The 14,096-nt window shown below is 62.7% G+C and carries 11 protein-coding genes; 2 read left to right on the plus strand and 9 right to left on the minus strand.

Features of this window, described 5'->3' with window-relative positions; translation table 11 throughout:
* Together AMC88_RS23940 and AMC88_RS23945 are read left to right on the plus strand one after the other, a co-directional pair.
* Complete coding sequence (locus tag AMC88_RS23940; RefSeq protein WP_141489223.1) at positions 1-645, plus strand: hypothetical protein; 645 nt, start codon at positions 1-3, stop codon at positions 643-645.
* A 238-nt stretch (positions 646-883) separates the two neighbouring features.
* Positions 884-1,780, plus strand: coding sequence for a GGDEF domain-containing protein (locus AMC88_RS23945; RefSeq protein ID WP_064826181.1), 897 nt, complete (start codon positions 884-886; stop codon positions 1,778-1,780).
* Between the two features lie 28 nt (positions 1,781-1,808).
* Here the strand turns inward: AMC88_RS23945 and AMC88_RS23950 are convergent, their stop codons facing one another.
* From AMC88_RS23950 to AMC88_RS23990, 9 genes are all read right to left on the minus strand, one after another.
* Positions 1,809-2,162: a hypothetical protein gene (locus AMC88_RS23950; protein WP_064826182.1), complete on the minus strand. Its 354-nt coding sequence runs from the start codon at positions 2,160-2,162 to the stop codon at positions 1,809-1,811.
* Positions 2,163-2,191: 29 nt separating this feature from the next.
* Positions 2,192-2,668, minus strand: coding sequence for a hypothetical protein (locus AMC88_RS23955; RefSeq protein ID WP_064826183.1), 477 nt, complete (start codon positions 2,666-2,668; stop codon positions 2,192-2,194).
* A gap of 19 nt (positions 2,669-2,687) precedes the next feature.
* Positions 2,688-3,908 (minus strand): gluzincin family metallopeptidase, encoded by a 1,221-nt coding sequence (locus AMC88_RS23960; protein WP_064826184.1) that lies wholly within the window; start codon positions 3,906-3,908, stop codon positions 2,688-2,690.
* A 42-nt stretch (positions 3,909-3,950) separates the two neighbouring features.
* Positions 3,951-4,718, minus strand: coding sequence for a TfuA-like protein (locus AMC88_RS23965; protein ID WP_064826185.1), 768 nt, complete (start codon positions 4,716-4,718; stop codon positions 3,951-3,953).
* Positions 4,708-5,871: a YcaO-like family protein gene (locus AMC88_RS23970; RefSeq protein ID WP_064826186.1), complete on the minus strand. Its 1,164-nt coding sequence runs from the start codon at positions 5,869-5,871 to the stop codon at positions 4,708-4,710. Before AMC88_RS23970 ends, AMC88_RS23965 begins: the two co-directional genes overlap by 11 nt.
* A 5-nt stretch (positions 5,872-5,876) precedes the next feature.
* Positions 5,877-8,876 (minus strand): ATP-binding protein, encoded by a 3,000-nt coding sequence (locus AMC88_RS23975; RefSeq protein WP_064826187.1) that lies wholly within the window; start codon positions 8,874-8,876, stop codon positions 5,877-5,879.
* Positions 8,877-8,984: 108 nt separating this feature from the next.
* Positions 8,985-11,594, minus strand: coding sequence for an AMP-binding protein (locus AMC88_RS23980; protein WP_064826188.1), 2,610 nt, complete (start codon positions 11,592-11,594; stop codon positions 8,985-8,987).
* Between the two features lie 76 nt (positions 11,595-11,670).
* Positions 11,671-12,180 (minus strand): DEAD/DEAH box helicase family protein, encoded by a 510-nt coding sequence (locus tag AMC88_RS23985; RefSeq protein WP_010020982.1) that lies wholly within the window; start codon positions 12,178-12,180, stop codon positions 11,671-11,673.
* 60 nt (positions 12,181-12,240) lie between these two features.
* Complete coding sequence (locus AMC88_RS23990) at positions 12,241-14,013, minus strand: adenylate/guanylate cyclase domain-containing protein (protein WP_064826189.1); 1,773 nt, start codon at positions 14,011-14,013, stop codon at positions 12,241-12,243.
* Between the last annotated feature and the right edge of the window lie 83 nt (positions 14,014-14,096).

The raw sequence follows: 14,096 nt of genomic DNA on the forward strand, positions 1-14,096 counted from the left end.
ATGGCTTTTGCCATTTCGGCCGGTGCACTTATTCTGGATCAACCGGCTTCTCGCTTAATGAGGCGAGCCGTCGCTGTGCACTTCGGAATGAGTCTGGTTGTTGCTCCAATGGTATGGGTGACGGATCAGTTTAGTCCCGCCATCTGGTTGTTTGTATTGCTGGCTGGCCTAGTCGATCTGCCGATCCTTGCGCTCGCGCTAGGCAGGATCGATAGCCCGAGGGCGGTCAAACTGCTTCACATGGTGGTGGTGTCGTCAGTTGCTGGACCTATTGCCGGCCTATTTCTTTGGTCTGCCCTCAACATCACGATTGTGGAGTGGCGTGCACTCGCGGTCGCCGGTTCACATCCCTATTGCGTGCAGGTGCCCAAGGATTATCTCGGGCGGTATAAGGCAGTAAGCCGGTGGGCTGACTTGGCGGGTTTGAGGATGCACACACCGTTTACGAACGGCGGTGGTTCCACCGACTACCAGTTCGCGTTTCATGCAGTGCTCGTGGTCAGGAAGGGTGGTTGGGACCAGTTCTACAACTGGTCCTACTTCGCCCAGAGCTTCGTCCCCGTTTCCGAGCGTGCGATAAACGGACTCGCTCTTAGCGCTGATTGTGAGCCAATCGTTGCTTTTTTCGACGAGCTTAACCGTTAGCTGTTGCCAAAGAATTGTAGAAAACGCCCGGAACAGGCCGAACCCTGGCCACCTGCGAGAACAACGTTCGCTGGTCTGGTTGTATGATCTCAACAGGGCGCTGCGGTGAAGCCGGCGGCGGCGCGGTGTTTGTTGACGTTTCCGTAATCACGGGAGGCGCCTTGGCTTGCCGCAGCCGCCCCTTTCCTCATAGGATTTCTGCGCCATGTCATGCCAGGACAACCAGACAGGGTACGGTATGGACGCACACGTCGAACAGCTTCTCAATCTTTCTGCACAGACCGAAACGCTGATTGCGGTTTATGATGGGGATGACCGGCTGCAATATGCCAACAGCGCCTTCCGTTCGGCCTATTTCATCGAGCCCGATGAGACGCCGCTCTGGCCGGATCTCATGCGGCGCAATTTCGAGCTTGGCCGCGGCACCGTTCTGCGGACCGATGATTTCCAGGCGTGGCTGCGCTCGACCCAGTCGCGTCGCGGCAAGATCGGCTATCGCGCCTTCGAGACCGATCTGTGCGACGGCCGCTGGCTGTGGATGACCGAGGCGGTGCAGCAGAATGGTTGGATGTTGTGCATTGCCAGCGACATCACCCGGTTGAGAGCGCAGGGCAGAACGGTCCGCCAGGATCGCGATCAGGCGATCAAGGCGTCCTATACAGACGAACTCACTGGCGTCGCCAACCGCCGCTTCGTCATGGCCCGCGTCGACGACATGCTGGCCGCCGCCCGGACTGGCGGCAGCGGCTGCCTTGCCGTCTTCGACATCGACAAGTTCAAGCAGATCAACGATCGGTTCGGCCACCACGCCGGCGATCTGGTGCTGCGTGATTTCGCCCATCGCATTCATCAGAATGTGCGCCGCAACGATTGTTTCGGCCGGGTCGGCGGCGAGGAATTCCTGCTCGTCATGCCGTCGACGAGCCCGGAAGACGCCCTCGCCATGGTCGAGCGCATGCTGACGGTGATCCGCTTTTCCCGGCCGCTCGCCGACTCGCCCGACTTCAGCTACACCTGCTCCGCCGGCATCGCCGCCAGTCTGCCGATCGACAGCGCCTCGGAGCTTTATCGGCGCGCCGACCAGGCGCTCTATGACGCCAAGATGAGCGGCCGCGACAGGGTACGCGCGGCGTAGTCTAGGGATACGAGGCCGCGTAGAATTGCTATGGACCAATCCGCTGTTTTATGGCCTCGATCTCTTCGGTAAGCTTGCCGATATCGCTTTGCGATACGGCGGCTGGCTTAGGGAAGGTGATTGTTCCGGTCGCATCGAGCTCAGCTGGAATTTTGTAGCTGGTAGGTATAGAAGTGGCGCCTGCCGCCGCTTCATCGATTATCACCTCACCTACGTTGTTTTTCTGTCCGATCAACACTTGGAAAGTGGCCGACTTTTTTACTGCAACGCATTTGAGTTCTGTATCCGTCAGAATATCCATGCAGATGCTATCGCTAAGCCAGTCTTTCACTGTGATCGATGCGTAGTCTTTAGCAAAGTAAATACTCACTTTATATGGCATAGTTACGCTCCCCTTGCTGTAGAACCAATCTACTCGTTTGTGAGGCGACCATTGCGATGCGCCATCCTCAAGGTGATGGCGTAGGAACTAGGAGATCTCTTACCGGGCAACTGCGATTCCAGGATGAGGGTCCGTGCGTTGCCAAAGGACGTTGAGATTTCGAGGATTTGTTCAGATGCGGTGATCCGCCACATTTTGTAACCCAGCTTACGCAACTCGTCGTCAAAGCAGCAGCCCACTGCCTTCTCCGCAATCGGACCTGTAATAATAAAAATGCGGACTGAATCCAGCCTGTAGCAGTGGCCCTCGAAGGCGTAGCCATAAGCAAGCACTGTGTAGCCGGCTACTATTCCCGCATCCAGTTTTACTTGTAGTTCTGCATTATTGACAAGCCCAACATCCAGATGGGCGACGCCCTTGGCGTCATTCAAGTCTATGCCGTAGAGTATGATCTCATCCGCGATATAGCGGGGTCCAGGCGGTGCTGGAACGCTGTCGTCAATCATCGATGCCTCCCGTCGTTGGTTAAAGAATGCCGCGCCACCTCATGCAATCGTCAAGCTGGTCGAGATAGGAGATCCCGCGCCCGCGGCTCGCCGCCTCGAGGAAGGCCAGGGCCGCCGCTTCGAAGGTCAGGCTGGCGGGATCGAGGTATTTCCAGGAGCGAACGAGCGCTTCGCCGATGATGTCGCGCGCCTCCTGCAGGGCGGCTTTCGCGGCGAAATGCATCAGCTCGTAGGATGCTGGCGATACGTGAAGTGCTTCTTCCATCAGCGCCGGGGCCATTTGCTGGCGCAGATCGCTGAAGCGCCTCGGGTCGATGTCGGATACGCCGCGTTCGAACAGCAGCGTCTGGTAGACCTCGACGAGGCTGTCGAAGAGGCCGGCTGCGAAGGGCTTCGACTGGTCGTGAACTTCCTGGCTGACATCGCCGATGCGAAGCGAATTGTTGAGCAATCTCAGCTGCTTCTCGTCGCTGAGCTCGGCAAATTTATCGAGTTCGTTGTGCAGCAGCAGATTGCCGCCGGTGCGGCGCAGCAGCCGGTCGAGCGCCGTGTCGAAGCTTAGCAGTCCGAGCAGCGAGATGAAATCGGCGATGGCTTCGTGATAGGCAAAGAAATCGCTGCCCGCGCCGTCGCCTTCGAGGATCCCGAGTTCGCTGAGCAGAATGAGATGGCCCATTTCATGGGCGACCGCATCGAAATTCAGCGCGAAACAGGATGCCCGGCCGTGCTCCTCGCTTTCGCCGAGCTCGAGAAAGCCGAAGCCGGACTGGGCATTTTGCCAATGCGGGATGCGGGGAACGATTTCCAGCCGTTCCAGCGTCGGCTGGAAGAACCAGACGATCGAGCGGCCGAGATAGCCCTCGCAGATGTCGAGAACGCGCCGCGTGCAGGCATAGCTATGGGTCGAAAGGAAGGCCGGTGAGCCGGGTCCAATGTGATCGAAATGGCCGTCGGGGCCGGGCTCGGCCGGCGGCCGCAGCAGGCCGGGATAGGGCGGGATATAAGGCGCGGCATAGGGCGATTTCGCCTCGACCGGATTTGCCACATAGATGCGGCTGTCGGAGGGCCCCGCCAGGATCGGCCCTGCCGAAGGCCCGATCCACACCACTTCGGGCTTTTCGTAACCGGGAATGAAGGATGGCTGGGGAAAGACGAGGAAACGTGTTCCAAGCGGCCGCTCTGCAGCTGCCCCGTTACTTGCGCCCTCGTTATGCGTGATGGCATCCAATGCTGCCCCCACCGCTCGTTGCCCAACGTCAAGCGATCATCAACTATACCAGTACTACGTGCCTTTCGACAATAGACTATCGATCATGTTGTAGTACTCCATGTCGTTGGAGAATGATTCCGTAAGTTCAAATGCGAGGGGAGGGCCTTTTTTCGGTATTTTGATCTTTTGACCGGCAAGATATGTGAGCAGATTTACCGCATCTTCCCGCTTACGGCTTGTGGCGCTGGTTTTCACCCAGGCTTTTAGTGCTTGGATCTGGCCGGCCGGGCCGGGTTTGTTTTCGGCCGCCGCCAGAAGCAGCCTGGAGAAGGATCGTTCGCTGAAGTGAAGTCCGCTTGCCAGCGTTTCGAGGTCGCATCGCAGCCGCCTTTCGATGACGCCGGCGCGCTCGGCCTTTTTCAACGTCAGCCTGATGTCGATGAGGGCGTCGCCCAATGCGCGGGATCCGAGGGCGGCGGGCGCCATCGGCACGGTCACGTCGGCGTCGTCGGCGAGCGGATGCCTCCGGTACCAACGGTAGATCAGCCCATGGCCAATCATGCCCTGTGGCGCGAGTTCGGCGGCCCGCAGTGCGCCGATGCTGGCGGCGCCGTAGATGCGCACGCCGCGGGCGATCGCCCACAGGATTTCCTGGTGACGGACCGCCGGAAGCTCTCCGAAGACGCCGTCGATCAGCACGATCGCTGCGGGCGCATATTCGGCCACGGCCCGCACGACATCGGCGCAGCCGACGGGAGGATGATAGATCGCGTCCAGATAGGTCCGGGCTTGCCTCTCGGGGAGGGTGGGGCCGAGAAAGACCACGATATCATCGCGCAAAATCGGCCTCCGGATTGGTTTCCAGCGGCGGAGCAACGACGCGGACGACGTGCAGCGGGACGCGGTCGTCCGAATGAAGAACCACAAGAGCAGCCGCTTTAGCGCCGGCGAGCTTCAACGCCTCGATGACCGGCCGGATCGCGCGCTCGCCGGCGCCGGCGTCCTCGGCGCCGACATAGGGGCGGCCGCCTCTTGCGAGTTGTTCGCGCCAGGCGGCCAGTTCGCTCACGTCGGCATGGCCGTAAAGCTCCGTCCTGATATCGTCGCGCGCCGCGGAAATGACGCCGAGGCGGGACTGGCAGGCTTCGAGCAAGGCGCTGGTCAGCGCCCTGTCGTGGCTGAGATCGCAGCCGAAGCCGTCCGCCGGCAAAGGCGCAAAGGGGGCGCGGCTCGCATCTTCCATGACGTGGCACCAGTAGACCGGCAGCGCGTGCGGCGCCGGGATCTGCCAGATGCCGACGACAAAACCCGCCTTGGCGAGCCGCCGCAGGATATCGCCGGCGCTTCCGGATTGGACCGAAAGAGTGTCGATCTGGAAGCGGTCGAAGAAGTGCGGCGTCTTCATCGCCGTGCAGCGGGCCTGACGTTCGAGAATCTCCAGGCAGGCATGCAGGACCGCGCCGTGCAGGCTCGTGCCGGCGGCGAGGCCCGTCGTGTCGCGGGCGATCCAATGGGGATGCGGCGACGGGACGATGTAGGCGGTATCGACGAGGGCAAGCGGTACGGCGATTTGCCGCCCGGAAAAGAGATCCAACCCGGCAATCCAGGAGAGCATCGCCTCGTCCCGGTCGATGCCGAGGTGCGACCAGTCTCCCCGGGCGTTCATGTCGCGCAGGCTTGCGGTGAAGATGCGCTCCTGATCAATCCGCTCCGAGGCCCAGCCTTCCAGGGATTCCATCAGGCCCGAGATCGCCGCTAGGGGGAAGGTCAATCCCTTGCCCTGGCTGACGGCGACGGAGCGTGAGTGCGGCCGCACGACCTGGACGACCGGGATGCCGATCCAGTCGAGCCCGGTGATCGAACCGAGCCTGGTGATGCCGTATTCCGCCCGGCGTGTGAGGATGCGCTGCACCGTCTGCCGGGGATCGGGAGGCGAGGGGAGCTCGGTATCAGGGATTATATCGGCGAAGTTATCGAGCATCCCTATGTCCATCCGCTCTATCGCGAGCCATTGCCTTGCAGCCCGGCCAGGCTGCGCTTTGCCCTTTCGGCCAGCCAGGCGGCCTTTTGCCCCTCGGCAATCTGCACGGCTTTCGTAAGGTCTCTTCTGATCGATGACGGCGCATCGTTGACATCGCGCCGCAGTTTGGCGCTGAGGCGATAGAGTTCGGCGAGCCAGAACCACTGGCCGCTGCTGCGGCCGACGCTGATTGCATTCTGGACGATTGCCAGCGCTTCGGCCGGCCTGCCGCGCCGCTGCAGCACCTGCGCATGCATGTCGCTGTGCATGGAAAAATTATCGTCGGTGCCCAATTGCTGCTGCAGCAGAAGACCGGCCTCGAAACGCGCCGCGCCGCGCCCTGCCGGTGAGGTCATCAGCTCCGCCCAGCCGCAATACATGTTGGCCCGCGCCTGGCTTGCCGCCAGTCCGTGTCGCTCGGCGAGCGACAGCATCTGTTCGCCAAGCGCATGGACGTCGGCATATCGGCTCTGGCAGCGGGCAAGCACCATGGCGTAATAAAGCGCATGCACCATGCTGCCGGCGTGATCGGTCGCCGTCCCCCATTCAAGGCATGCTCGGATCGCATCCTCGCTGGCGCCGGTTTCGTTGAGCAGCAGGTAGGAAAGCGCGCTTTCGCCCAGCCCGCAGACCTTGGCGTCATGCCCGCCGAAGAAGGCGCGATTGCGCACCGCGCTGTCGGCCTCGTAAAGATCGAGGCCCTTGGCGACACAATCGAGACAGAAGGCGTGCTCGCCGGCATGGAAGCTCGTCGCCCAGCCGCAATGATAGGACTGCAACCGCGTTTCCCGATCCTCGACGGCCTGCATGTCGCCGACGACAATCCGCGCGCGCGACTGCTGCGTCAGGATATTCGGCGCCGTGAACCACCATCCCCAATAGACCGGGAAGTGTTTCATCCGAAGGGCCGGCGGCTGTTTCTTCAGGAACTGCATCGCGCGGGCATAGACCCGGCGCGCGCTCTGCGAACCTTCGCCCTCAAGGGCCGCCGCCACGACGCCCCGCAGTTCAAACAGGCTCAAGGCGAGTTCGGTGCGGTCGGGGTGGCGCCGGGAGAGGCTGTCGACCTCCCGCTCGCAGAGTTCCAGCGAGACATTTGCCTCGCGCATGGCGGAGCGCAGAACGCATGCTTCCGCCGCCGCCAGGGCAAATCGGGCGGCCGCATCATGCAGGCCCGCCTCGGCGCATTGCCAGGCGGCAATCGCGGCCGGCAGGCTCGGCTTCGTCTCCCCGATCAGGCGATCGGCAATCCGCCTGTGGATGCGACGCCGGTCGCTCTTCAAAAGGCTGCCATAGGCCGCCTCCTGCGCCAGCACGTGCCGGAACTGAAAGGAGCCATGCGTGACCGAGGAGCGCTCGATGATGCCCTGGGAGAGAAGCCGGTCGATGTCGGTATCGAGCTTCTGGCGGCTGACGCCTTCGAGAAGGTAGGCGAGCAGCGAGATGCTGAATTCGCGGCCGATGACGCTGGCAAATTGCGCCGCCCGCCGCGCCGAACCGGTCGCCGCCAGTCGGGCGGACAGCAGATCATTGAGCGAGGAGACGCCGCCCTCCCTGAGCAGCCCTTTCCACGCCGTCAACGACGTGCCGAGCGGCTGCCGTTCGCGCAGGAAATTGGTCAGCTCTTCGGCGTAAAGCGGCATCCCATCGCATTGATCGAGAACGAAATCCGACAGGCCGGGCGGGGGATGCTCGCGCCAGATCGAGGCGACGAGATCGCGAACCGCGGTAGCCGTCAGGCCTGACAGTTCGATCTCCGTTGCGACTGCGAGGGACCGTCTGATCCGCGATGTCTGCACGACGAGGATCGGCAGCCCGGCCGCCAGCGCCCCCAGCCGGTCGATCAGCTCCAGCGTCATGTCGTCGGCCCAGTGCACATCCTCGAAGATCAGCAGCGTCGGAATGCCGGGCGCCTTGCATGTCAGCATGTCGGCGGCGGCCTCGATCACCTTGCGCCGGAAGGCGCGCCCGGACAGGTCGGAGACGCGAAGATTGCGCGACGGCGCCGGGGATAGGTCGGCGGTGAAGGCGAGGATCGTTTCGACGGCGGCGTCGTCCACCTGCCGGCCGGATGCCTGAAGCGCCTGCTTGACGGCGTGGGCGTTGCCCTCCTTCAGAACCGAAGCGTCGCCGACCAGCCGCTCGAGAAATGAAACGAAGGGATGCAGAGGCTGGCTTTCCATCCGCCTGCCGCACTGAAAGACCACGGCCTCGTTTGCGCTCCCCTGCAGATTTCGAGCGAATTCGCCGACCAGTCGGGATTTGCCGATGCCCGCCTCGCCGACAATGGCGATCAGGCTGCCCTTGTTCGCGAGCGCTGAATTCCAGGCGCTGGCAAGAGCGGCAAGCTCTTGTTCTCGGCCGCGAATGGGCCGGTCCGGCTCCTGAGGTGGCACGGGTTCCGAGGCCGCAGGATCACGCTCCCTTGGGCGCCAGAGCGCGATCGGCTCGTCAAAGCCTTTGAGCCTCGCCTCCCGCAGCAGGCTGTATTCGAATTTTTGCCGCGTCAGCTGAACGGTGTTGTCAGCGACAAGCACGGAATTGGGCTCGGCCTCGGCTTGCAGGCGCGCCGCCAGAACCGGCGCGGTGCCGACGATCTCGTCACCCTCCGTCGAGAAGACGACAAGGCCGGTGGCAACGCCGATCCGCAGCCGGAAGGGCGTGCGCGCCTTGCCCTTGGCTCCGGCCGCAAGGCGCAGCAGCTCCAGCGCGGCCCGCACCGCGCTTTCGGCGGCATCCTCGGATTGCTCGGGATAGCCGAAGAAGCAGCATCCGCCATCGCCGAGCCGCTGATGAAGAAATCCGCCGTGTTTCTTGATGATCGCTTCGGCGCTCTGATGTAACGCCGAGACCGACCGGAAGAATTTCTCCGGCTCGCTGCGCAATAAGAGCTCGGTGGAACCGACAATGTCATAGAAAAGGGCCGTGACCTGGCGCCGCTCACCTGTAAACCGAATTCGCGCGTCGAGGGTTTTCATAGCGGGGCGCCCAACACCACTGAAGCCATGCTCAGGACATCCGATTTAATGCCTGCATGCAAGCTTTTCGTGCGGCGATGCTAATATATTCTGCTGTTCGCTTGTGGTTCAGACAGTCTCCGCCATGACAGTACGTCCGCTCGCGCCGCGGGCCATTGCTATCCCGCCGAGCAGATTGCGAAGGTCGGCTGCGATTTTGTTGGCGACGACGCCGAGCGCCAGGCCACCTGATATCGCCAGCAGATGAAAGAGGGGAGCCGGCAGCACGGCCGCTGCCTGCGGCATCAACAGTTCCGGCATGAAACGGTGCAGCAGGTAGGTGGGAAAGGCCGAGACGGCGATCAGCGTCACGACACGCCCCAGCCGCACGGGCAAGTGAATGCGCGGCAGATAGAGAAGGGCGAGAAGCGCTGCGAAGATCGTCAGATATTTGACCGTCGTTCCGATCCAGAGCGTTTCCCAGAAGGCGAGATAACCGAGCACGGCGGCGGCAATTGCTGTCAGGATGATCCGCTGTGCCGTCTTGCCGGCTAGGCCCGCGCACCAGCCGAACATGCCGAGATGCAGGCCCCAGTAGATGGTGAAAATCTGCCGCCTGCCGATATCGAAGAAGAGCGGCAGAGAAAACCGCGCCGCAACCGCCAGCCCGAGCAGTGCGAGCGAGAAGGCAAAGGGGTGCGCCCGCGCCAGCCTGCGCACATCAGGTACGGCGAAAACCAGCGCGAACACCAGCAGCGTCTGCGCATAGGCTTCGATGAACCAGTAGAGATAGGGAAGCATCTCGTGGCGCTCCGGCTCGGCATAGCCGAAATTGCCGGTCAGCGTGACCGAGGCCCAGGGAACGGTGCGCCAGGCGAGCCCATAGGTGGCGACGATGAGAAAATAGGGAATGAGAACGTTGATTGCCGGCCGCAGCGCATGGCGGAAATTGCCGGCGAGGAAATGGCCCGACTGGAAGCGCGCCAGGCTGAAGCCGACGAGGAGCAGCATCACGCCCGATCCGCCGGGAATGGGCCAGAGCATCTCGTGATGGGTGACGACGAGCAGGATGGCGATCGCCCTCAGCACCAGATCGGTCGGCAGCGCCCTGACCTCGGCGCTGTCGGTCCGTGCCACCTGCGGGCCGACATCGAGCTCGGCGATCGCCGTCTGCTCCCAGCCTTCCGGCAGCGCGATGCCAAGCCTGTCGAGTTCCATCGTCAATTGCAGGAAGCGCAGCGAATCGCCGCCGAGCGAGACGAAGCTGTCGCTGCGACCAACGTTGCGGGGGTAGAAGACCCTGACATAGGCATCGAGCACGCTGACCGCCGTGGCTCGTTTCGTCTCGCGCGTCGACAGCATCTCCTCGCGGAGGCCGGCATAGTCGACCTTGCCGGAGGCAAGCCTCGGGAGGTCTCGTCGCGCCCTGACGGAAACCAGGCTCGCCGGAAGATGGCTCGCCTCGAGGAGTATATCAAGCGCCCGATCGGCGGAAGCGGCATCGGTCACATAGGCCTGCAGACCGTGATCGTCACCGACAACGGCAGCCGCGATCCCTTCCTCGGCCAGAACCTGTTCCATGATGTCGAAGCCGATCCGGAGCCCGGCGACCTTGGCGAAACGGCTCTTGCGGCCGACGATCCTGTAGAAACCTTCCTGGTCGCGCATGGCGATATCGCCGGTCTTCAACGCCGCCACCTCGGAGCCCCGTCGAAGATCGGCGCGGTCGGTGCCGTAGCCCATCATCACATTCGGGCCGGCATAGACAAGCTCTCCGGCAACGTCAGGCCGGTCGAGCGCATGCCCGTCATCGTCGACCAGGCTGAGGCTGCCGCCGGGAATGGCGATGCCGATCCGCTCTTCATGGTCCGCCAGGCTTTCCGGCGGCACGAAGGCGATGCGGGCGGCTGCTTCGGTCTGGCCGTACATGACGAAGAAGCGGCCGCCCGTCGCGCGCATATGGTCGCGGTAGAGGCGGATGAGCTCGGGGGTCAGCCGTCCGCCGGCCACCGTCATGAAGCGCAGCGCCTTGAGTTCCTGGCTTCGGAAGCCCGTCCTTTCCATCAGCTCATAGGAATAGGGCACGCCTGAAAGATTGGTGCAGCCGCTTTCGCCGAGCAATCGTGCAAAATTCTCGCTCACCACGGAGGCGCCCGGAATGAAGATGCTGCCGCCGGCGACGAAATGGGAATGGATGACGGAGAGGCCGTAGGAATAGTGAAGCGGCAGAACGAGCGCGGTTCTGTCGGCAGGGGAGAGTTCGAGATAACCGGCAATCGCACGCGCATTGGCGTCAAGATTGGCATAGGACAGGCGCACGGCTTTCGCGCGCCCGGAACTGCCTGAGGTCATCAGCAGCAAGGCGAGATCCGGATGCAGCGGTGCGTCGCTTCGCTGAGGCCGGCTTTCCCCAACGAGCCGCCAGCGGCCACCGGCCGCGCGGTAGGTGAAATCCGGCTGAAAGGCTGACAGAAACTCTTGCCACAGCCTGTCATCGCAGGGCGGCAGCATGGCCACCGCATGCCCGGCACGCAGCGCGCCGAGATAGGCGACGATCACATGTTCCGAAACTTCGGCCGAAATCGCGACAAGGCGCTTTTCGCCCCGTCCCAGCCGCTCGGCAAAACGCAGCGTCCGGGCGTTGAGGTCGGCATAGGAGAGCGTCCGTCCGTCGGCGAAGATAAGGGCCGGACGCTGATCGGCGCGAGCGATTTCAGGAAACAGGTCGGCGGGGGTCATGCTCGCGCTTCGAATGGCAGAAACTGATCGAAGCGCGTATTATCCTTGATAATCGCAGTCAAGTAATTTGCGGGTTTCAGGTGAGTTGAGCGAGGATATCGTCGACGACACCTGGGACGGTATTCGCCGTGTCGATCTTATTGCCGGCAGGAAGAAACTCCCGGGTGCGATGGTAGTGGAGCACCAGAGCTCGCTCGGCCGGCTCGAAGCCCGGCTCATTCGGCCGCCCGTCCAGTCGCCGGTTCAACGTCTCAACGTCGACGTCGAGCACGAACACCTTATCGAACAGGTCCAGGAATTTGTGGAAATTGCGCGAGCCGCCACAAAAGAACGTGGCAGGATGGGTGGTGTCGGCAGCGATCGCTCGGACCTTGTCGACAGGCCAGATCCAGTGAGCGTATCCCCAGGCGATGCGGTCTGTCCCTTCGGGTGGTCCTGCGAGCGGCTGGCCTGTCTCGGGGTCGCCGACATAGGCCAAAACACGGTCACCATGGACGACATGGTAGCCCCGCCGCTCCAGTTCGGTCGCGACCGACGTCTTTCCCGTCCCCGAGCCGCCTTCGATCAGATAGTTCTTGATGCCCATGCGCCCGTCATATCACGGCCTTCAATCCGGGGAGAAGACATGTGGCCGTTTGCTCAGCCGTCATTGTACGACACCGGCCTTGCGTAACCCCTCTACGGCGAGCTCGAAATCGGCGGAATTCTTGAAGGGCAAGACTTTGCGGCGGTATTCCAAGGAGAAGTCTGGATTGATGCGCAGCACCTCCTGCCACGTCGCCCGAGCCTCTTCGAGACGGCCGAGGTGTCCGTAACAGGCGGCGAGAAGCGCGCGCGAGACATCGGTGACCGGATTGCGGTTCACGCGCTGCAGCAACAGTTCGACGGCCTCTTCGTACCGTCGCAGTTGAAACCAGGCCCACGCCTGAAAGTGGAGAACGACATCCGGAAAGTACGGGTTCAGGACCCTTGCCCGATCGAAACAGGCGAGTGCCTCCTCGGATCTGCCTGAATAGAGAAGTGCCTCGCCGAGGCTGACCTGCCCTTCGGCGAAGTTCGGATTGAGGAGGATCGCACGCTCGGCCTCGCTGATGGCTCTATCGTGCTGGCGCGAGTAAAGCCTGACGACACTCAGTGCCCAGTGCGCCACCGGATCGCTGTCATCGCGCTCTACCGCCAGCATCGCAGCCTCTTCGGCCTGCTCGATCGAGCGCTGCGGCGAGGCGCTCCACCGGTTCAGGTAGTCGAGACCGTGGGTCAGGGCGAGGAAGGCGTGTGCCGAGGCGAAGTTCGGGTCCAGTTCGACGGCCCTTTGCAAAAGGTCGCGAGCGTCGTTGTTCGTTTGTTTCGTCAGCCGGTGCCACAACTCCCGGCCACGCAGGAAGCAGTCATAGGCTTCGGGGTGCCCGGTCTGCCCCGGCGCCAGCCTTTTCCGATCGCCCTCTGTCAGGTTGACCGCCAAGGCGTCGACGATCTGCTGGGTGACATCGTCCTGAACCGCGAATATGTCGGTCAGGTCGCGATCGAACCGCTCCGCCCAGAGATGACCGCCGGTGGTCGCGTCGATGAGCTGCGCGGTGATGCGTACCCTGTTCCCCGATTTGCGGACGCTGCCCTCAAGGACATGCCGGACGCCGAGCTTCGTGCCCACCTCCTGCACCTGGACGTTCTTACCCTTGAAAGTGAACGACGAATTGCGGGCGATGACGAAGAGCTGCGACAATTTCGATAGCGCCGTGATGATGTCTTCCGAGATGCCGTCGGCGAAATAGTCCTGTTCGGCGTCCCCGCTCATGTTGACGAAGGGCAGGACGGCGATCGACAGCTTCGGCGACGCTGCCGCCGCCGGTTGGCTCGTCGCGGTTTCCGAGGTCGCTGCTGCCTTGGCCCCGGTGCTGCCGACTTGCAGCGAATAGACCCGGATCGGCTCGGCGATGTTCTTGAGTTGCGTGTTGCCGAGATCGCTGACCGAGAGGTCGAGCCTTGCCCTGACTTGGCGATAGGCATCCTCGGACAGGCAGATCGCGCCCGCCGCGGCGACGCCCTCCAATCGCGAGGCGATGTTGACGCCGTCGCCCATCAGATCGCCGTCACTTTCCTCGACGACGTCGCCCAAATGGATACCGATCCGGAACTCGATGCGACGGTCCTTCGGCACGCCGTCATTGCGCTCCACCATACCGTTCTGCACCTCGATGGCGCAGCGCACGGCGTCCACGACGCTGCGGAACTCGACCAGCGCACCATCGCCGGTGCGCTTCACCACCCGGCCATGGTGCACGGCGATCGTCGGATCGATGAGATCGCTCCGCAGTGCCCGCAATCTCGCCAGGATGCGCTCCTCGTCGGCGCCGGCAAGCCTGCTGTACCCGACCACATCAGCGGCCAGGATTGCAGCCAGCTTTCGGGTCTCGCTCATGGCGCCGTCTCCTTGCTTTTAGGATAGCAGGGAGACAGAGGGCACGAAAGGACTTTCAGCCGCTGCTTAGAACGCTCTCGAGT

The sequence above is a fragment of the Rhizobium phaseoli genome (assembly GCF_001664385.1).
Taxonomy (GTDB): Bacteria; Pseudomonadota; Alphaproteobacteria; order Rhizobiales; family Rhizobiaceae; genus Rhizobium; species Rhizobium phaseoli.